Origin of the sequence: Pseudomonas frederiksbergensis, from assembly GCF_003732275.1 — a bacterium.
Taxonomy (GTDB): domain Bacteria; phylum Pseudomonadota; class Gammaproteobacteria; order Pseudomonadales; family Pseudomonadaceae; genus Aquipseudomonas; species Aquipseudomonas frederiksbergensis_H.
Window position 1 is genome coordinate 844,950 of sequence record NZ_MOBM01000038.1, and the last position, 18,078, is coordinate 863,027.

At 59.8% G+C, this 18,078-nt stretch carries 18 protein-coding genes; 8 read left to right on the plus strand and 10 right to left on the minus strand.

What is annotated here, in order from left to right; genetic code table 11:
* Positions 1–104 precede the first annotated feature (104 nt).
* The 3 genes from BK662_RS23305 to BK662_RS23315 all read left to right on the plus strand — a co-directional run bounded on the left by BK662_RS23305 (position 105) and on the right by BK662_RS23315 (position 3,487).
* On the plus strand, positions 105–1,688 hold the full coding sequence (locus BK662_RS23305; RefSeq protein WP_123359805.1) for an MFS transporter: 1,584 nt from the start codon (positions 105–107) through the stop codon (positions 1,686–1,688).
* 78 nt (positions 1,689–1,766) lie between these two features.
* Positions 1,767–3,047 (plus strand): peptidase MATCAP family protein, encoded by a 1,281-nt coding sequence (locus BK662_RS23310; RefSeq protein ID WP_123359804.1) that lies wholly within the window; start codon positions 1,767–1,769, stop codon positions 3,045–3,047.
* A 41-nt stretch (positions 3,048–3,088) separates the two neighbouring features.
* Positions 3,089–3,487, plus strand: coding sequence for a DUF1801 domain-containing protein (locus tag BK662_RS23315; RefSeq protein WP_123359803.1), 399 nt, complete (start codon positions 3,089–3,091; stop codon positions 3,485–3,487).
* A 104-nt stretch (positions 3,488–3,591) separates the two neighbouring features.
* On the opposite strand, the gene BK662_RS23320 is transcribed toward BK662_RS23315, so the two are convergent.
* The 4 genes from BK662_RS23320 to BK662_RS23335 all read right to left on the minus strand — a co-directional run bounded on the left by BK662_RS23320 (position 3,592) and on the right by BK662_RS23335 (position 6,869).
* Entirely contained in the window at positions 3,592–4,779 is a 1,188-nt protein-coding gene (locus BK662_RS23320; RefSeq protein WP_123359802.1) for an MFS transporter, read from the minus strand.
* Positions 4,780–4,840: 61 nt separating this feature from the next.
* Positions 4,841–5,539 carry a dienelactone hydrolase family protein gene (locus BK662_RS23325; protein WP_123359801.1) on the minus strand — a complete coding sequence of 233 codons (699 nt, stop codon included), beginning with the start codon at positions 5,537–5,539 and terminating at the stop codon, positions 4,841–4,843.
* Between the two features lie 47 nt (positions 5,540–5,586).
* Entirely contained in the window at positions 5,587–6,102 is a 516-nt protein-coding gene (locus BK662_RS23330; protein ID WP_123359800.1) for an HvfX family Cu-binding RiPP maturation protein, read from the minus strand.
* 137 nt (positions 6,103–6,239) lie between these two features.
* A complete protein-coding gene (locus BK662_RS23335; RefSeq protein WP_123359799.1) occupies positions 6,240–6,869 on the minus strand; it encodes a ferric reductase-like transmembrane domain-containing protein in 630 nt (209 codons plus the stop codon).
* Positions 6,870–7,098: 229 nt separating this feature from the next.
* On the opposite strand from BK662_RS23335, the gene glsB reads away from it, so the two are divergent.
* The 4 genes from glsB (at position 7,099) to BK662_RS23355 (ending at position 11,430) form a co-directional block, all read left to right on the plus strand.
* Entirely contained in the window at positions 7,099–8,007 is a 909-nt protein-coding gene (glsB, locus tag BK662_RS23340; RefSeq protein WP_052962965.1) for a glutaminase B, read from the plus strand.
* 88 nt (positions 8,008–8,095) lie between these two features.
* Positions 8,096–9,214 (plus strand): DUF3616 domain-containing protein, encoded by a 1,119-nt coding sequence (locus BK662_RS23345; RefSeq protein ID WP_123359798.1) that lies wholly within the window; start codon positions 8,096–8,098, stop codon positions 9,212–9,214.
* A gap of 83 nt (positions 9,215–9,297) precedes the next feature.
* Positions 9,298–10,800: an aldehyde dehydrogenase family protein gene (locus tag BK662_RS23350; RefSeq protein ID WP_123359797.1), complete on the plus strand. Its 1,503-nt coding sequence runs from the start codon at positions 9,298–9,300 to the stop codon at positions 10,798–10,800.
* 279 nt (positions 10,801–11,079) lie between these two features.
* The gene (locus tag BK662_RS23355; RefSeq protein WP_123359796.1) at positions 11,080–11,430 is read left to right on the plus strand and encodes a BON domain-containing protein; all 351 of its coding nucleotides are present in this window, start codon (positions 11,080–11,082) and stop codon (positions 11,428–11,430) included.
* A 108-nt stretch (positions 11,431–11,538) separates the two neighbouring features.
* Here BK662_RS23355 and BK662_RS23360 read toward each other — a convergent pair whose 3' ends face one another.
* The gene (locus tag BK662_RS23360; protein ID WP_123359795.1) at positions 11,539–12,198 is read right to left on the minus strand and encodes a carbonic anhydrase; all 660 of its coding nucleotides are present in this window, start codon (positions 12,196–12,198) and stop codon (positions 11,539–11,541) included.
* Between the two features lie 199 nt (positions 12,199–12,397).
* A complete protein-coding gene (gene cynS / locus BK662_RS23365; RefSeq protein ID WP_030130783.1) occupies positions 12,398–12,865 on the minus strand; it encodes a cyanase in 468 nt (155 codons plus the stop codon).
* A 119-nt stretch (positions 12,866–12,984) separates the two neighbouring features.
* Here cynS and cynR point away from each other — a divergent pair, with 119 nt between their 5' ends.
* Positions 12,985–13,869: a transcriptional regulator CynR gene (gene cynR, locus BK662_RS23370; RefSeq protein ID WP_123359794.1), complete on the plus strand. Its 885-nt coding sequence runs from the start codon at positions 12,985–12,987 to the stop codon at positions 13,867–13,869.
* A gap of 1 nt (position 13,870) precedes the next feature.
* On the opposite strand, the gene BK662_RS23375 is transcribed toward cynR, so the two are convergent.
* The 4 genes from BK662_RS23375 to BK662_RS23395 all read right to left on the minus strand — a co-directional run bounded on the left by BK662_RS23375 (position 13,871) and on the right by BK662_RS23395 (position 17,964).
* Entirely contained in the window at positions 13,871–14,173 is a 303-nt protein-coding gene (locus BK662_RS23375; RefSeq protein ID WP_123359793.1) for a hypothetical protein, read from the minus strand.
* Between the two features lie 167 nt (positions 14,174–14,340).
* Positions 14,341–14,670, minus strand: a complete 330-nt coding sequence (locus BK662_RS23380) for a hypothetical protein (RefSeq protein ID WP_052962958.1) — start codon at positions 14,668–14,670, stop codon at positions 14,341–14,343.
* Positions 14,671–15,241: 571 nt separating this feature from the next.
* Positions 15,242–15,781 carry a GNAT family N-acetyltransferase gene (locus tag BK662_RS23390; RefSeq protein ID WP_123359791.1) on the minus strand — a complete coding sequence of 180 codons (540 nt, stop codon included), beginning with the start codon at positions 15,779–15,781 and terminating at the stop codon, positions 15,242–15,244.
* Positions 15,782–16,014: 233 nt separating this feature from the next.
* Complete coding sequence (locus BK662_RS23395) at positions 16,015–17,964, minus strand: DNA topoisomerase III (protein ID WP_123359790.1); 1,950 nt, start codon at positions 17,962–17,964, stop codon at positions 16,015–16,017.
* Between the last annotated feature and the right edge of the window lie 114 nt (positions 17,965–18,078).

Genomic DNA, 18,078 nt, shown 5'->3' on the forward strand with positions numbered 1-18,078 from the left:
TTGGAGTTATGTCTGGTGACGCTGGTGAGGCTATCGCGCCAACTTCCCTGAGGGGGGGCAGGGCCGTCTTGCCAGTGCCTATCAACTTGATCTGAAAGATCACGATGCAGTTCTCTTCTTCGCAAAAGGATGTTTTCACAATAGCCGCCGTTTGCTTGGCCTCGCTGATGTTCGGCCTGGAAATCTCGAGCGTGCCGGCAATCTTGCCCACACTTGAATCGGTTCTGCGCAGCGATTTCAAAGATATGCAGTGGATCATGAATGCCTACACCATCGCCTGCACCACGGTGCTGATGGCCACCGGCACACTGGCGGATCGGTATGGGCGCAAGCGAGTGTTTGTCATTAGCCTGCTGCTTTTCGGCATGACCTCTCTGAGCTGTGGATGGGCGCAAAGCACCAGCGTGTTGATCGCAAGCCGATTTCTGCAAGGCATGTCCGGTGGTGCCATGCTGATTTGTCAGGTGGCAGTACTGTCTCACCGATTCCAGTCGGGAGCTGCGCGCGGCAAAGCGTTCAGTGCCTGGGGGATCGTGTTCGGCATCGGTCTGGGGTTCGGTCCGATTATCGGCGCAGCTATCGTGGCGTTGTCGAGTTGGGAATGGGTGTTCCTGGTGCATGCGCCCATTGCCGTGCTTGCGCTGGTGCTGGTGCTCGTCGGTGTCGATGAGTCACGTGATCCGCAGCGCCGCAGGCTGGATGTGTTGGGCATTATTTCGTTATCGCTGGCGGTGTTGGGTCTTTCCTGGTTCATCACTCAGGGAGCGGGGCTGGGCTTCTCCAGTGGTTCGGCCATCGCCAGCCTGGTTGTAGCAATGGTCAGCTTCATTGTCTTTGTCATCGCACAGCGACGCTATGTCGATCCCATGTTCGACTTCTCTGTATTTCGCATCCGCCGTTTCTCGGGTGCCTTGCTAGGGTCGGCAGGCATGAACTTCAGCTTCTGGCCATTCATGATCTACCTGCCTCTGTACTTTCAAAATAGCCTGGGCTACGCCAGTGTCGGCACTGGTTTGGCACTGCTGGCGTATACGCTGCCGACGCTGGTTATCCCTCCGTTGGGCGAGCGGCTGGCGCTGCGCTATCGACCTGACGTGGTGATTCCCGCAGGCTTGTTCACCATAGGTCTGGGGTTCCTGCTGATGAAATGGGGCAGCAGTGTCACGCATGCCAGCTGGTTGACGATGCTTCCTGGCTGCCTGATCGCCGGGATCGGACTGGGGCTGACCAATACGCCTGTTACCAATACCACTACCGGATCGGTGCCCAGTGAACGTGCCGGCATGGCATCGGGCATCGATATCAGTGCTCGTATGATCAGCCTTGCAATCAATATCGCGCTGATGGGGTTCATCCTGGTGGAAGGCATCCTGTCTTCCCTGCGCGAGCAGTTATCTGGCTCCTCCGATGATGTGCAACTGAGGTTGCTGGCGGAGAACATTTCAGCCGGCAACTCCGCTGTGTTGGCGCAGACTGGCCAAGGCACTACGATTCCGGTCGATGTGGCCAACGCAGCGCTGGCCCATGGATTTGGCTGGGTGATGCTGTATGGCGGTATTGCGGCATGGGTGCTAGTGGCGGCGAGCTGCCTGGTCTTTCGTTCGAGCAAAGCCGTGCATTCTCAGTCAATCGCAACTGGGCCGTGCCGAGATGGCCAAGACCATGAATCCAGCGGAAAGCCTGGTTAAGACTCGACCTGTTGCAACGCCACGCTTCAACAACGACTAGACTTTTTGCACTGACCGTCGTCTCCCAAGGAGAGTTCTGTGAGCGCCGCTGCCCTGTCCGAACTCGATGCCGCTTTGCCCGGTTTGGCCCGCAAGATCCGCGTACTGGATGCCCTGGCCTGGCCGGATGGGGTCGAGGAAGTATTCCTGGCGCGTTGGCGCGCCGGGCATGCAGAACTGCCCAGGGTCGAACTGCGCCCGCGCGCGCACAGCGCGGACATCGCCGCCCTGGAAGCCTTTACCGACCGCTGCGATGAGGGGCATCCGGCCGGGCGCTACCTCGCCATGACGGCGCGCAGTTATGCCACGGCCGGGCGCATGCTGGGTGCCATTGGCACACCTGCTTTCACTCAGTATTCGTCAGCGTTGTACCGGCGCCCGGACTTCTATTACCCGAGCCAGAAACTGAGCATGCTGGACGCGGCCCAATTCTTTCTCAAGACCACCGATGCCCTGCTGGGCGGTGCCCGGATTCCACCGAGCCCGGCGGAGATTCCGGCTGAGGCCTTCGCTGCCTGGATGCAGCCGGAACTGGATGGCTTCTTCGGCCCGGGCCGGATCACGGTCGTGCTTGATCCCACTCTGGCCGCCAAGGCCATCGCCGGGTCGAGCCGCATCCGTCTGCGTGCCAGCGCCCTGTTTTCGGAGCTGGACAAGAGCCAGTTATTGCAGCATGAGGCTTTCGTGCATGTCGCCACGGCACAAAACGGCGCGCTCCAACCCAACCTGAAAAGCCTGGGTCTGGGGGCGCCACGCACCACCCAGACTCAGGAGGGCATTGCCACCCTGGCCGAGCTGTTCACCGGCAGCATGGACATCAACCGCCTGCGCCGCCTCGCCCTGCGCGTGCTTGCAGTCCAGCAGGCGCTGGATGGCGCCGATTTCATCCAGGTATTCGAAGGTTTTCTCGCGGCCGGCCAGTCGCAAGAGGAGTCCTTCCGCTCGACACAGCGGGTTTTTCGCGGCGCCGACCTGCGCGGTGGTTCGGCGTTCACCAAGGATGCCGCCTACCTGACCGGTTTGCTCGGCGTCCATACCCTGCTGCGTATCGCGATCCGCGACAACCGGCCAGAACTGGTGGGTCATCTGTTTGCCGGGCGCCTCAGCCTGGGGGATACCGTTCGTTTGGCTCCGCTCTTCGAGTCCGGCTGGCTCCAGGGGCCGGTTCATGTCCCGGCCTGGGCCGCCGATCTGCGTCGGCTCGCCGCCAATCTTGCCTTCTCGGCCTTTATCGCCCAGATCAAGCTGGATGTGCTCGATCTGGAGGTGCTCATGGCCTTCGCGGACGAGCATGAAGCCGATGCCAGCGCTTTGGCTTGAAGCTAAGGCGTTGATAACCCCTCATAGGAGTGACAACCATCATGAAGAAGATCGACACAAAGGAAGACGAGGAGGGAGGCTCTGCCTCTGAGCTGATTGAGGCGAAAATCCAGGCGCTGAGTGACTGGCGGGGTGAGACGCTCGCTCGGGTTCGGGCGCTTATCAAGCAGGCAGACCCCGACGTGGTCGAGGAGTTGAAGTGGAGAGGGGTTCCGGTGTGGTCGCATGCCGGCATCATCTGCACCGGTGAGACGTACAAGAATGCCGTGAAGATGACCTTCGCCAAGGGTGCCTCGCTGGAGGATCCTTCAGGTCTGTTCAACGCCAGCCTCGACGGCAACACCCGACGTGCCATCGATATTCATGAGGGCGAGAGAATTGATGAGCAAGCGTTGAAGGCGCTGATCCGCGCAGCGGTGGCGCTTAACACGTCAGTGTGAACGGCTGACCGCACTATTAACAGGTTTGGCGCTCATGTTGGTTGGCTCAATCCTGGCAGTCGCCAATGGATAGTTCAGGCGATCGTGTTCGCAGTTGCGGTGGGCTAAGGCTTTCGAAACAGTAGCAACAGCAGCGCCGCCGCCGCCAGCACCGCCCCGACGATGAAGGTGCTGGCCGAGCCTGAGGTCTCCCACAGCGCGCCGGCGAGCACACTGGCGATCAACAGGCACACGCCGCTGCTCAGATTGAACAGACCGAATGCCGTGCCCCTGAGATGTTCGGGCGCGGTGTCGGCGATCAGCGTTGCGAGAATTCCTTGGCTGAAGCCCATGTGCAGGCCCCACAGGGCCACGCCCGCCAGCATGGTCATGATCGAATCCGCTTGTGCCAATAACAGGTCTGCCAGGATCAACAGGACTATGCCGATACACAGTATTTTGGTGCGGCTGATCCGGTCGGACAACCAGCCGGCAGGGTAGGCGGACACGGCATAGAGCAGCGACATGACCACCATCACCATCGGCACCCAGGTTGCCGTCAGGCCTGTTTGTTGCGCCTTCAATACCAGAAAGGCTTCGCTGAAACGGGCCAACGTGAAGAGGCCGCCGACGACCACCACCCACCAGTAACCACGGGAAAAATCCCGCAGAACCTTCCAGTGGATAGGTGAGCGAAAGGTGTGTTCGCCAGCGGCAGCGGTCGGTTCTTTTACCCCGCCGACAATCAGCGCCACCGATATCACCGCCGGGATCACCGCGAACCACAACACCAGATGGATCTGCCCGAGCCAAAGCATCAGCACGATGGCCAGAATCGGACCCAGAATGGCGCCCACGGTGTCCATCGACTGGCGCAAGCCGAAGCAGGCGCCACGGATTTCGGCGGGCGCGATATCGGCAACCAGCGCATCTCGCGGCGCGCCACGAATACCTTTGCCGATGCGATCCAGAAAACGCGCGGTGAACACCACATCCACCGAGTGCGCGAGGGGAAAGAGCGGCTTCGTCAAGGCGGCCAGACCGTAGCCCATCAACAGCAGGCCTTTGCGCCGGCCGATGAAGTCGCTGATGGCGCCGGAGAAGATCTTGGTCAGCATCGCAGTCGCCTCGGCGATGCCCTCGATCACCCCAACGGTCAACGCGCTGGCGCCCAGGGTTGTGACCAGAAACACCGGCAGCAGGCTGTGTACCAGTTCTGAAGACAGGTCCATGAACAGGCTGACAAAACCCAGGGCCCAGACCGTGGAGGGAATGCGCAGTGAGGCCGATCTGGGTTTTGAGAGGTTGTCCATGCTGGTTTCCGGGATTGAATGCTCACCGATTGTTTATGTCGCCAACCCCAGCGATCAGGCCTTAAAGGTTCTGACTCAAAAAGAGCAACGTATTGCCATGTGCCTCGACCGCCGCCCGCTGGTTGTAGCTGTCACGGTGTGAGCAGTTGAAGCCATGTTCGGCTCCCGGATAAACCTCGATATCGACGTCGTCATTGAACTCGAAACGCTCGGCGATTTGCTTCACGGCGTCGATGGGGATGTGGCTGTCCTGTTCACCGAAGTGCATCAGCATCGGCACCTTGATTTCACCGGCCCGATCCAGTTGGTTCTGAATGCCGCCGCCGTAGTAGGCGATCGCCACGTCGACGAAACCGTTGGCCGCGGTGTTGTACGACAGCATGCCGCCGAAGCAGAAACCGATCGACGCGATTCTGCCGTCCAGCCCCGGCTGCGCTTTCAGGGCGTCGATGGCCAGTTTGATGTCGGCCTGGGCCTTGGTGGTGTCGGTGGCGTTCATCAGCTCGACGGCGCGTTTCCAGCCGGCTTCGTCGTAACCCAGTTCGATACGGTGGCCGTTGCGCCAGAACAGATCCGGCGCGATGACCAGGTAGCCGTCGGCGGCGTATTGCTCGGCGACCGAGCGGATGTGCTCGTTGACGCCGAAGATTTCCTGAATCAGCACAATCCCCGGACCTTTAAGGGTGTGGGGAATGGCCAGGTAAGCGCCGAATGTGCCTTCGGCGCTGGTGATCTCGATCCATTGGGTGGTCACGCTCATGATGGCTCCTTTACATAAGTTGGGTGGGTTATCGAGACGCTGGCGTATCAGCGGAGACTGCGCCGCCAGAAGTATCGAGCCAACAGCGCGTCCACGCTGAGTTTGCCGGCCCCCGAGAGCAACAACGGCATGAGGGCTGCGAGGTAGATCAGCGGCAGTTTGAAGTTGCCATGGCCTTTATTGCTGATGGCATAACCCTGGGCAAGTTCACTCAATGTAGACCAATCGGCCGGCCAGTGAACGGCAGCGGTCGCAACGATCGTGACCACGGTCAGAATAACCGCCGAAACCCGCGTTCCCAGACCCACCAGCAAGGCGAGGGCGCAGATCAGTTCGGCCCACATCGACAGTTCCCAGTTCAGCGTGGCCGGCACGTGGTTGAAGGGAAACGGGAAGCTGCTCTGGATGTCGGCGAACCAGTTCTGGCCGTTCCATTTTTCCAGGCCTGACTCGAAAAACTCCCAGGCCAGAAACACCCGCAAGGTCAGGGGCGCGATCCAGCTGCCGGCGCGGTCGAGGTTCAGGTGCAGGCCTTTGATGGCCGACGAGAGAGAGGTGTTCATGGGCTTGAGCTCCAGGGATTTATTGTGGGAGCGAGCCTGCTCGCGATAGCTGGCTGACAGTCAACATTGATATCGACTGTTGTGGCCTCTTCGCGAGCAGGCTCGCTCCCACAGGGGATTGTGGTGTTCCAGGGATTTCACTCGGCCAATAGCGCACTCCTGGCCGACCGTTTGTACTTCAACGCAATCTTGCCCAGCAGCCGAATGACGATCGCCGAAAACATCAAACCGAACGGCAGGACGTACCAGGCACTCATGGGGATGCGTTTGAAGTTGGAATAGGTGAACACCGCTGCGAGTACCCACATGCCGCTGAGGTGCAGGGCTTTCCAGGGTTTGGGGCCGATCAGCCGCGCCGTGGTTTTGAACGAGGTCAGCGCCATCAACAGGATGAACAGATAACCAACCGAGCCCGGAATGTTGCCGACCGTGGTGCGGCTGGGCCAGAACTCGGGATTCAGTTGGCCGTAGCTGTAGATCAGGACGGCGTGGACCAGATGGGAAAATGCAAAGGCCAGGCCGATGAAGCGTCGCTCGCGCACCAACGATCGGGTGAAAGGCGAGGGCACCAGCACGGCCAAAGCGGACGCAGTAAACGCAGCGAGAAACAGTGCAAACGAAGTGCGTGCCGTGGCGCGAATGGCGCTGCGGGTGGCTTCCACCAGGTCCGGGTTCAGCAACAGAATCAGGCCGGTCATCAACAGCACCAGCAAGGACAGCAGGCCAAACAGCGACCAGCCGTGGTAACGGGGAACTTGGGTCAGCATGACAACACTCCTGAGCAAGGGCCGACCTGGTTTTGCCGGTGGTCAGCGGACAGCAGGAGTTTTTCAACCCGGTGTGTGGGGGGTATGTCCGAAAGGTCGCCCGGTGCAAGTTCATGTATCCGGGGCCGCGACAGATACATTCCCATACAAAACTGTGATTCAGCACCGACCAGCAGCGTCTAGCGACAGTGTCCCCGCAATCCTATGGGGCGAGACTTCGGAACCCGGCATGCAAGCGCTGTTGAACGAGATCCTTGACGCAGTCCGACCGTTGATCGGTCAGGGCAAAGTGGCTGACTACATTCCCGCCCTCGGCACCGTGCCGTCCAATCAGTTGGGCATTGCCGTGTATGGCAATGACGGCGAGTTGTTTTGTGCCGGAGACGCCGACACGCCGTTCTCGGTGCAGAGTATCTCCAAGGTATTCAGCCTGGTGCAGGCCATCGACCATTCCGGCGAAGCGATTTGGGAGCGCCTTGGCCACGAGCCTTCCGGTCAGCCGTTCAACTCGCTGGTGCAGCTTGAATTCGAGCGCGGGCGCCCGCGCAATCCTTTCATCAACGCCGGTGCGCTGGTGATCTGCGACATCAACCAGTCACGTTTTGCCGCGCCGGCGTTGTCGATGCGCGATTTTGTCCGGCGTTTGTCTGGTAACCCGAATGTCATGGTGGACGGCAAAGTCGCCGAGTCGGAATATCAGCACCGCGCGCGCAACGCGGCCATGGCTTATCTGATGCAGTCGTTCGGCAACTTTCATAACGACGTCGAAGCCGTGCTGCGCAGCTACTTCAGCCATTGCGCGCTGCGCATGAGTTGCGTGGATCTGGCCCGCACGTTCTGCTTTCTGGCCAACGACGGTTTCTGCAAACACAGCGGCGCCCAGATCCTCAGCGCCCGCCAGACCCAGCAAGTCAACTCGATCATGGCCACCAGCGGGTTGTACGACGAAGCGGGCAACTTTGCCTATCGCGTCGGCCTGCCAGGCAAGAGCGGTGTGGGTGGCGGGATTGTCGCAGTAGTGCCGGGGCAATTCACGGTGTGCGTCTGGTCTCCGGAATTGAACGCTGCCGGCAACTCCCTCGCTGGCATGGCCGCGCTGGAATTGTTGAGTCAGCGGATTGGCTGGTCGGTGTTCTGATGACCAGTCTTGACTAGCGCCCGATGACCGCTACCGTGAAGCAGGCATTCTTTGACTCACCCGAACGGGTGAAGGAGCGGGTGACTTCATGGTGAAATTCGGTTCCGCGCTTCTAGTCTTCAATGACCCGGGCGCTCATTTGCGCAAAGGGTTGTCTGCCGTGGTCCAGATAGGCAATACCCTGTGGGTCGCCAATGATGAATCCTTGAGCCTGGAGCGCCTCACCCTGCGTGAGCCTGCCGGTGCGGGCGAATTTCTGTTTGACCAGCACAAACAGTTCTCGTTGGCGTCCCTGTTAGCCCTGCCGGTCATCCCGACGATTGGCAAAGAATTCGTTGAAGCAGACCTGGAAGGCATGAGCTACGACCGCGACACGGGGTATCTCTGGGTTGTGGGGTCTCACAGCCTGAAACGGAAACAACCCGACAACAGCAAGTCCCTGAAGAAAAACGCCGAGCGTCTGGCAACCGTCAGCAGCGATGGCAATCGTTTTCTCCTGGCCCGGATTCCGGTGGTCGAAGAAAACGGGACGTTCACTTTGGTGAAGAGTACCGCCGGCGATGATCGAGTTGCCGCCCAATTGGCCGGCAATCAACTGGGTAACGAATTGCTCGATGAGCTCAAGGACGACGAGCATGTGGGGGCATTTCTGCACATTCCCGGCAAGGACAACGGGTTCGATACCGAAGGCCTCGAGATCAACGGCAAGCGTGTTTTTATCGGGTTGCGAGGGCCGGTGTTGCGGGGCTGGACCATTGTTCTGGAGGTCGAACCCGAAGACCATCCAGATGCTGCTCACACACTGACGCTGAAAAAAATCGGGCCCAAGGGGCGCAAATATCGAAAGCATTTTCTCCAGCTGGATGGACTCGGCGTCAGGGACTTATGCATCGATGGTGACGACATGTTGATCCTGGCCGGGCCGACGATGAACCTCGACGGGCCTGTCAGCTTATTTCGATGGCACGACGGCGCCAGGCCAACAGACGAAAGTTTTGTCTTCAGCGAACAATTGACGCCGGTCCTGGAGGTTCCTTACGGACAAGGAGAGGATAAAGGCTGCGATCATGCCGAAGGACTGACCTTTGTCAGCACCGCGGGCGTAGAAGAGCCCTTGCTGCTGGTGGTCTATGACGCGAATGCCGGGTGGCGCAAACAGGGGAGCAATCGCCTGGAGCAAGATGTATTTCGACTTGCGAAAAAGTAACCGCCACCACGCCCCAGGGAATGACGCTCCACGGATTTTCCTATACATTTTCTGGCCGCTCTCCTGCATGGTGAAACCGTTTCATGTCTCTTGCGCTCGAACGTCTAGTCGCTGGCACGCCAATCCCTTTTGCCGGTAATCGTGTCACTGTCGTCAGCCCCGAACTGGCGGCGCGCTTTCAGCCCGGCGACCATCTGCTGGTGGAGCAGGTCAGCGGCGAATTGTTGCTGATCCCGGTAGCGGACCAGCAAGCGGCGGCGGTCGCCATCGAGCGCGCAGAAGCGGCTTTTGCTGCGATGTCCGGTGTCTCGGATCACGCCATCAGCGAGTTCTTCGATCACTTTGCTCAACGTCTGGAAACCCCGGAATGCTGGGCCTTGATTGCGGCTGCCAACCTGGCCGACATCGAGCGGGCCAAGGCGCGCGGGCGCTCCACCACGCGGTTGCTCGCCGATGAACGCATGCGCGGCGACATGATCGCCGGCCTGCGCGCCTGGCGCGATGCACCGGCCACCCGTGGCAAGGTCGTGAGTTGTGTCGAGCATGACGGCTGGAAAGTCGAGCAAGTGGTGTCGCCGCTGGGCATCGTCGCGTTCGTGTTCGAAGGCCGGCCAAATGTCTTTGCCGACGCCGCCGGGGTATTGCGCACCGGTAACACCGCGGTGCTGCGCATTGGCAGCGATGCGCTGGGCACCGCCCAGGCCATCGTCACCCATGCATTGAATCCTGCATTGGCTGATGCCGGATTGCCGACCGGAGCAGTTTCGCTGGTGGAAAGCGTCAATCACGCCGCCGGTTGGGCGATGTTCGCCGATAGGCGCTTGTCGCTAGCTGTGGCCCGCGGGTCGGGGCGTGCGGTCAGTCAGTTGGGCAGCATCGCGCAACAGGCCGGCACCGCGGTCAGCCTGCACGGCACCGGTGGCGCGTGGCTGATCGCCGACAAGGACGCCGATGCCCAGCGCTTTGCCGCTGTGGTGCGCAACTCGCTGGACCGCAAAGTCTGCAACACCCTGAACGTTTGCCTGATCCACCGCGACCGCGCCGCCGAGCTGGTGCCGCTGTTTCTCGACGCCCTGCAACAGGCCGGCACCGCTCGGGGCCAGGGCTGCAAGTTGCATATCGTCGAGGGTAGCGAGCAGCATTTGCCAACTGATTGGCAAACCGCGAGCGTCGAGGTGTACCGCGCCGAAGGCTATCAGACCGAAGCGTTGGCCGAACCGCTGCCCGAGGATCAATTGGGCCGCGAGTGGGAATGGGAAGAAACCCCGGAAGTCAGCCTGAAGATCGTCGACGACCTGGACCAGGCCATCGCTTTGTTCAACCGCTACAGCCCGCAATTCACCGTGTCGCTGATCAGTGAAGATGCCCCGGCGCAGGAGCGTTTCTACAACGCGGTCAACGCGCCTTTTGTCGGCAACGGGATTACCCGCTGGGTCGACGGGCAGTACGCGCTGAACAAGCCGGAACTGGGGCTTTCGAACTGGGAGAGTGGGCGCCTGTTTGCGCGCAGCGCGATTCTCTCGGGGGATGGCGTGTTCACCATCCGTAGCCGCATGACGCAGACGGATCTGTCGGTCAAACGCTGAAACGGCACTCCAGAACAGCCGGCATCGGTAGTTAAGGGCTTGAACACCGCAGTCCTGTGGGAGCGAGCCTGCTCGCGATAGCGGCGGGTCAGGCAACATTGATGCTGAAGGTGCCCCCGTCATCGCGAGCAGGCTCGCTCCCACAAGTTTGCGCGGCTTAACTTACCGGCATCAGGGACAGCCCCCCGACTGCAGGCAACGGCCGCACTATAATTAATGTGTGTCCGTGTCTGCGGTGGGGCGGGCGGCGCATCTGATTACGTGAGGGAGGGTTGCGCCATGAAACTTCATTCCTTTCAACATTACTCTCATGATCTGGAATCGGTCGTTCACGACGCGTGGATTACCACCAGGGTGAAGTCGGCCCTGGCATTGGCCGACTCAACCCTTGGCCTGCATGTCCATGTCAAAACCCATGCGGGCAGGGTGGCATTGAGCGGCCGCGTCAACACTCACAGGCAGTGTGAGCATGCTGTTGCTCTGGCCCGTTCGGTTCACGGTGTTGTCGACATCGACGCCAGCGAATTGCTCACTCACGTGTTCACGCCGGGCAGTTTTCCAGAAGCGCCCAACGCCGAAGAGTCCTCCGAGCGTCGGTCACAATCGTCTACAAAGATGGACGATAAATGACAGTGGCGATCTTGTGAGTGTCACATTCCCGGTCGGCGGGTGTAGTCGCGCGCGTGCCCATTTTGTCATGCTGCACCAAGCCTGGCGCAGCTCGGGCGGGTGAAGACTTCAGGCGGCTTCGACCGCTTGACCATACACCGCACAGGTGTCCGGGTGCTCGGCCAGCGACACGAAGTTGCGACGGCTGGCATCCAGAGCATCGACCGAACCGGTCTCGATGTCATACACCCAACCATGCAGATTCAGCAGGCCTTTTTCCTGGGCCAGACGCACGCTCGGGTGAGTCTGGATATTTGCCAGTTGGGCGATAACGTTTTCCCGGACCATCGAATTCACCTTGGCTGCGTCGCTGGCGTGAGGGCGGGAGTCATTGATCACTTTGGCCGACTCGGCGTGTTGCAACCAGCCACTGACTGCGGGCAGGTGATCCATGCATTTGCACTGGGCAATGGCGGTCATGGCGCCGCAGTCCGAATGCCCGCAGATTACGATGTCGGTCACGCCCAATACCGCGACCGCATATTCGACCGTGGCCGACACGCCGCCGGGATGCGGACTGTAAGAGGGCACGATATTGCCGGCATTGCGCACCACGAACAGTTCGCCGGGCTCTTGCTGGGTCAGCAGTTCCGGCACCACACGGCTGTCGGAACAGGTGATGAACAAAGTGCCGGGATGCTGGGTGGTGGCCAGGTGTTTGAACAGGTCGGTACGTTGTACAAAGGCTTCGTTCTGAAACTTCAATAAACCTTCGATGAGCGCTTTCATGGCGGACTTCCTTGCAATGAATGAGGGGGGGTTAATGCCAGTCAGTTAGGCACAATCCATGTGGGAGCGAGCCTGCTCGCGATGGCGGTACATTCAGCATCAATGTTGGCTGACCCGCCGCTATCGCGAGCAGGCTCGCTCCCACAGGAGGGCGGTGTTCAAATTCTTAACTGACTGACATCAGTCGGTGCGGGCTATTTCAGAACGGACGCAGCGGCAGGAACTTGCCGTCCAGAGTAATCACTGCGCGGGAACCACCTTCCGGGTCTTCAACTTTCTTCATGTCCAGCTTGAAGTTGATCGCGCTGATGATGCCGTCGCCGAATTGCTCGTGAACCAGGGCTTTGAGCGTGGTGCCGTAGATCTGGATCATTTCGTAGAAGCGGTAGATGGTCGGGTCGGTCGGGACGCCCGAGAGGCTGCCGCGCAGCGGAATGATTTGGAGGCGGGCCACGGCGTCGGCGTCCAGTTCGAGTTTCTCGCCAATCACTTTGGCGGCAGCTTCCGGCAGCGGATGTTGGCCGAGCAGGGCGGCGGTGACGTAGGCCAGACCCAGGCCGGTGCCGTCGGTCAGATCCTGCCAGGACAGATTCTTGCGCGCCTTGGCATCGAGAATCGAAGTGGTCAGGGCCAGACTCGGGTCCTGGTAAGCGTGGGACTGTTGCATGATGTGACTCCTATCGGTTGTGGCTGGAAAGTGGAGCCATCTTCGGTCGATTGATCCATAGCGTCCAAGACCGATATACAATGCTTCGCATAAGCCCTGCCTATAGATGGTGTACCCCCATGCTGCTTCGACATTTGCGCTACTTGCTGGCAGTCGCCGACCACGGCGGCTTCACCCGCGCCGCCGAGGCGTTGCATGTCTCCCAACCGACGCTGTCCCAGCAGATCCGACAACTGGAGGAAACGTTGGGCGTGAGCTTGTTCGACCGCACCTCGCGCACGGTCAAGCCGACCGATGCGGGACTGGCCTATATCGAAAGTGCCCGTCGGGTACTGGTGGAGCTTGAAGCGGGGAAACGCGCGCTGCATGACGTGAAGGACTTGTCTCGCGGCACTTTGCGATTGGCCATGACGCCAACGTTCATGGCGTATCTGGTGGGGCCGTTGGTGCGCGATTACGTGGCGAAGTTTCCGAACATCCGTCTGCAGATTTTCGAGTTATCGATGGATGACATCGAGGCCGGGTTGCTCGATGACTCGCTGGACATCGCCATCGCCTTTACCCCGGTGAGAAGCCCCGACATCGAGTGCGTGCCGGCGTTTGTCGAGACCTTGGGCGTGATGGTCGGGCGCAGTCATCCGTTGTACGAGCGCCAGAACCCGCTATCGGCAAAGGAGGTGGCGCAGCTGGAGTTCGCGTTGCTGACGCCGGACTTCATTACCCGATCCTCCATCGACGGGTATTTTCGGCAACAGAACATCACGCCCAAAGTGGCGATCGAGGTGAACTCGGTGAGTACGCTGTTGGAGGTCATTCGCCACGCGCCGATGGCCACCATCCTCCCTGAACCCATCGCCACTGCGGAGCGGGCATTGCGCCGGATTGAATTACAGGGCGAAGCACCCCGGCGCGACGCGGCGTTGCTGCGCAGGAAGAACAATTATCACAGCGCCGCGTCGGTGGCGTTCGCGAACCTGGTGATGACCGCCAGCGCCAGCGTGTAGATCAATCATCCACGGACTGGCAGATGCCATTGCCGCCTTTCTTGCTGGTATAGGTCACGGCAACCGAATCGTCATCCGCGATGCTGATCGAGATCGTTACGTCCGCCCCCTTGGCCTCGAAAAGGCGATCGTTGATCATTTTGGTCTGGGCTTCTTTGCTGTTGATCAAGACCGGGCCATCCTGGTCGGCGTGGACCATGATTTTCCCGGGGCAGTCCACATCAAAGGCAGGAACGCCGGGAACGCTGTTCGCATGAGCGGCACCCGCCAACGCCAGTAGCATGAATGTCAGGGTTCTTTTCATCGCAGACCTCCAGTGAATAAACCGATGTCCAGCGCTCTGTTAACCATAGCTCTGTTCTTTTGACTCAGTGCGAAGTAAGAGGTGTATACGCGACAAACAAAAAAAGGCCCCGCTCGATGATACGAGCGGGGCCTTTTGTTTATGGGGGGAGACCCCTTTGAAAGAGATCAGTACAACCGATCAATCACCCGAACTTCGTTCTGGTTCTGCATCGATGCCCACGCTTGTTTCAGCGTTTGCAGCACATTACCGATGAAGTCCTTGTCGGCCGCGGCTTTCTTGCCGACATAGCCTTGGCCGCGACGGTACATCTTCAGTCGGGCGAGCAGGTTCTGGTTGTTCTGGTCGAACTCTTCTTCGTGGGCATGAGGCGACAGGCAGTCGATATGAACCTGGCCCGATTTGCTGATCCACAGAATATGGCTGTCCTGGCTGTCTTTTTGCGCAGCGAACAAGCGAGCCAGTTCATCGATAGTAGGTTGATTGTTCAGATTCATTGTAAGCCCCTTGACCATTTGGTGATCTTTCAAAGTTGATTCGCTAATACAAGTAGCCCATCGGTTAGTTGATCCCTGGCACCGAAACCAGGACGTCAGCGGTCGACCGTCAATACGACGGGGTCTCGCGTCTGCTGCATGTAGTCGTGTTGAATAACTGCTACGCAATAGCGTCACAACGAAGAGAAGCAGCGAAAACCTGGAGGCCACTGCCGACATTTTCAGGGTCGGCCACAAGCTTCATGAGGATTGATCGCCAGCGCTTCTCGTCCTTTGTACTGGACGTTCAGGCCAGGTCAGCTTCTTCAATCTGCCTTGTGGGCAGCGTGTATCCGGGAAAAACAGCTCGGCGGTCAGACGAGCTTGCTCAAACGTGTTGCCTGTACTCCCGATCGGGGAGACGTCTGCATCATGCAAGGGCAAACCGGAGGCGTCAACGGTTTTGTAGTGATTATTTTTGTTCACTACATATTGTCGGACAAAGTGGTTTTGGAATTAGAAAGTCGGGTGTGGCTAGCGATTGGAGGGCTGTGATGTCACAGAATCGCCAAGATCGTACCTTCGGCAGCTCCTACCCCGGCCCCGTAGGAGTTGCCGAAGGCTGCGATCTTTTAAAGCGGTAAACGGTGCATGGATAACCGTCGATCGACAGGTGATGCAAGGTGAACTCGCCACCCGTGAGATCGGGCATCACCCTGGCCCAGAACAGCCGTGCAGGCTGGTTGGCATCGATGTGGAAAATCTGCCATTGACCGGGGAATCGGTTCAAGAGGGCAGAGACGACAAACTTCGCGACGCCTTGGCCACGAAAGCGTCGACTGACAAAAAAGTAGCCGATGTTGTGCTCGGCGCCGACGGTATGGGTTTCATTATCCACGGTCACAAAACCGGCAAGCTCGCCGTCAACCTTGATCAGAAACGGCCTGGTTGCCGGGTTGCGCCAGTAATCAAGCTTGGGCTGGATGTTGAAGAAGCCATGATCCCCGAGTTTCAGGGGCAGCCATTCGCTGAAATCGTAGATGTAGAACTGCATCAGGTTTTCGATGGTTTCCAGTTCGTCGCGCTGAGCGGCGTGCAGTTCTATTGAGGGCTGGCTTCTGATTGTCGTCATGGTCGTACCTTTTCAGAAAGCTGGGCTGTTGCCTGATGCCTGTCAGTTAGGGGGCGGAACCTGTGGGAGCGAGCCTGCTCGCGATAGCGGTGTGTCAGTCGACATCAATATTGACTGTGCCGTCGCCTTCGCGAGCAGGCTCGCTCCCACATGGATTGGGCTTGACTGACTGGCATGGGGGCTATTGCCGGACATGAAGAACACTAGACCATTCAGGTTCGCTCGAACTGTCCTCAAGCCTTGCTTGCCGGTTTCACCGCGCGTTTGGTGCCGGTCGAGGGCTTGCGTTTGGCCGGTTTGCGTTTGTTTTTCCACGGTGTGGCGCCACGCCCGGCCGGGCTTGCCGGCCCGCTGATGGTCAGGTTCAGGCCGGCGCAACGTGCCACCTGCTTGCTCATCCACGCAGCCTGTTTGGTGACGAATTCTTCCAGGCTCATTTCACCGCTCTGCACCATGTCCAGGGCCTGTTCCCAGATCGCCGTGGTTCCGGGGTCGGCAATCGCGCGCGGCACGGCATCGATCAGGCTGAACGCTGCCGGCGTCGCGGCCAGGGCCTTGCCATTCTTGATCAGGTAGCCGCGGTCCAGCAGGCCCTGGATGATCGAGGCGCGGGTGGCTTCGGTGCCGATACCAGTGGTGTCCTTGAGCTTCTGCTTGAGCAGCGGATCTTCCACCAGTTTGGCGACGTTCTTCATCGCCTTGATCAGATCACCTTCGGTGAATGGCTTGGGCGGCTGGGTCCAGAGGTCCTTGAGCTTCACGTCGGCCACTGCGCAGTCACGCCCTTCTGCCAATGCCGGCAGTGTTTGTGGTGCCGGTGCTTCGCGGCCCTTGGCTGGCGCGAGGGCTTCGGGCAAGGCGCGTTTCCAGCCGGGCTCGACAATCTGCTTGCCCACGGCACGCAAGGCTTCACCGGCACAGTCGAAGTCGGCCTGGGTCCGGTCGTACTCATGGTTGGGCAGGAACTGCGCCAGATAACGCGCACGAATCAGGGTGTAGACCGCCCGTTGCTTGCCTACCAGTCGGTCGAGGTTTTTCGCCGCCGCAGTGGGAATGATGCCGTGGTGAGCGCTGACCTTGGCATCGTTCCAGGCCCGTGAGCGGCGCTGGGGCTCCAGGTAATCGTGCAAGGCGTTCAGGGCCGGATCGGCTTGCCGAAGCGCCGCCAGAATACCCGGGGCTTCGCTGTGCTGACTCAGGGGCAGGTAGCCGCAGTCGCTACGCGGGTAGGTAATGACTTTGTGGGTTTCGTACAGCGCCTGGGCAATATCGAGGGTTTCCTGAGCACCGAGCCCGAGCTTCTTTGAACAGACTTCCTGCAACGTGCCCAGATCGAACGGTAAAGGCGCGACTTCGCGCATCCGCTCGGTGCGCAGTTTGATCACCCGAGCGCTCGCCGCACCGCTAATGGCCGTAGCCGCTTTTTGCGCCAGCGCCTGATTCAGGCAACGGTCCTGATCGTCGCAAGCGTCGGAGGACGCACGCCATTGGGCGGTGAACGCGGTGCCATCGTGCAGCAGTTGCACATCGATCGCCCAGTAGGCGACCGGGACGAAATCGGCAATGCTGCGGTCGCGATCCACCACCAGGCGCAAGGTCGGTGTCTGCACCCGACCGACCGGCAATACGCCCTGATAGCCGGACTGACGCCCCAGCAGGGTGAACAGCCGACTCATGTTCATCCCGATCAGCCAGTCGGCCCGGGAGCGCCCCAATGCCGAATGATAAAGGCTGAACGTCTCGGCCCCCGGCTTGAGCGCCGCCAGTGCCTTGCGGATCGATGCATCGTCCAGCGCCGACAGCCACAGCCGCCGGATCGGCCCGCGATAACGGCAATGCTCCACCAGTTCCCGGGCGATCATCTCGCCCTCACGGTCGGCGTCGGTGGCAATCACCAGTTCACTGGCCTCGCCGAGCAAGCGTTTGACCGCCTTGTACTGGCTGGCCGTGCGCGGTTTGACGGTCATCTTCCATTTTTCGGGAATGATCGGCAGATCCGCCAGCACCCAACGCTTGTAACGCGCGTCATAGGCATCCGGCGGTGCGGTTTCCAGCAGATGGCCGATGCACCAGGTCACCGTGACACCCGTTCCCAGCCAGCAGCCGTCGCCCCGGCGCTTGGCGCCGAGCACGGCCGCGATGTCTTTGGCCTGGGAGGGTTTTTCACAGAGGTACAGCTGCATAACCACCATCATCAATCAGTGTTCGGGAGATGCACAGAATGGCGGCTGATGAGCGATGGAGCAATCTTTATCTGTATGGATGTACAGCTTAAGCTGTTGCCGTTGATGACTGTG

Coding starts and splice junctions, on each gene's coding strand:
- BK662_RS23330 (WP_123359800.1), bottom strand. CDS start 6,102: ATGAACACCTCTCTCTCGTCGGCCATCAAAGGCCTGCACCTGAACCTC.
- glsB (WP_052962965.1), top strand. CDS start 7,099: ATGCAAGCGCTGTTGAACGAGATCCTTGACGCAGTCCGACCGTTGATC.
- cynR (WP_123359794.1), top strand. CDS start 12,985: ATGCTGCTTCGACATTTGCGCTACTTGCTGGCAGTCGCCGACCACGGC.
- BK662_RS23390 (WP_123359791.1), bottom strand. CDS start 15,781: ATGACGACAATCAGAAGCCAGCCCTCAATAGAACTGCACGCCGCTCAG.
- BK662_RS23395 (WP_123359790.1), bottom strand. CDS start 17,964: ATGCAGCTGTACCTCTGTGAAAAACCCTCCCAGGCCAAAGACATCGCG.
- BK662_RS23355 (WP_123359796.1), top strand. CDS start 11,080: ATGAAACTTCATTCCTTTCAACATTACTCTCATGATCTGGAATCGGTC.
- BK662_RS23335 (WP_123359799.1), bottom strand. CDS start 6,869: ATGCTGACCCAAGTTCCCCGTTACCACGGCTGGTCGCTGTTTGGCCTG.
- BK662_RS23375 (WP_123359793.1), bottom strand. CDS start 14,173: ATGAAAAGAACCCTGACATTCATGCTACTGGCGTTGGCGGGTGCCGCT.
- cynS (WP_030130783.1), bottom strand. CDS start 12,865: ATGCAACAGTCCCACGCTTACCAGGACCCGAGTCTGGCCCTGACCACT.
- BK662_RS23360 (WP_123359795.1), bottom strand. CDS start 12,198: ATGAAAGCGCTCATCGAAGGTTTATTGAAGTTTCAGAACGAAGCCTTT.
- BK662_RS23380 (WP_052962958.1), bottom strand. CDS start 14,670: ATGAATCTGAACAATCAACCTACTATCGATGAACTGGCTCGCTTGTTC.
- BK662_RS23325 (WP_123359801.1), bottom strand. CDS start 5,539: ATGAGCGTGACCACCCAATGGATCGAGATCACCAGCGCCGAAGGCACA.
- BK662_RS23345 (WP_123359798.1), top strand. CDS start 8,096: ATGGTGAAATTCGGTTCCGCGCTTCTAGTCTTCAATGACCCGGGCGCT.
- BK662_RS23350 (WP_123359797.1), top strand. CDS start 9,298: ATGTCTCTTGCGCTCGAACGTCTAGTCGCTGGCACGCCAATCCCTTTT.
- BK662_RS23315 (WP_123359803.1), top strand. CDS start 3,089: ATGAAGAAGATCGACACAAAGGAAGACGAGGAGGGAGGCTCTGCCTCT.
- BK662_RS23320 (WP_123359802.1), bottom strand. CDS start 4,779: ATGGACAACCTCTCAAAACCCAGATCGGCCTCACTGCGCATTCCCTCC.
- BK662_RS23305 (WP_123359805.1), top strand. CDS start 105: ATGCAGTTCTCTTCTTCGCAAAAGGATGTTTTCACAATAGCCGCCGTT.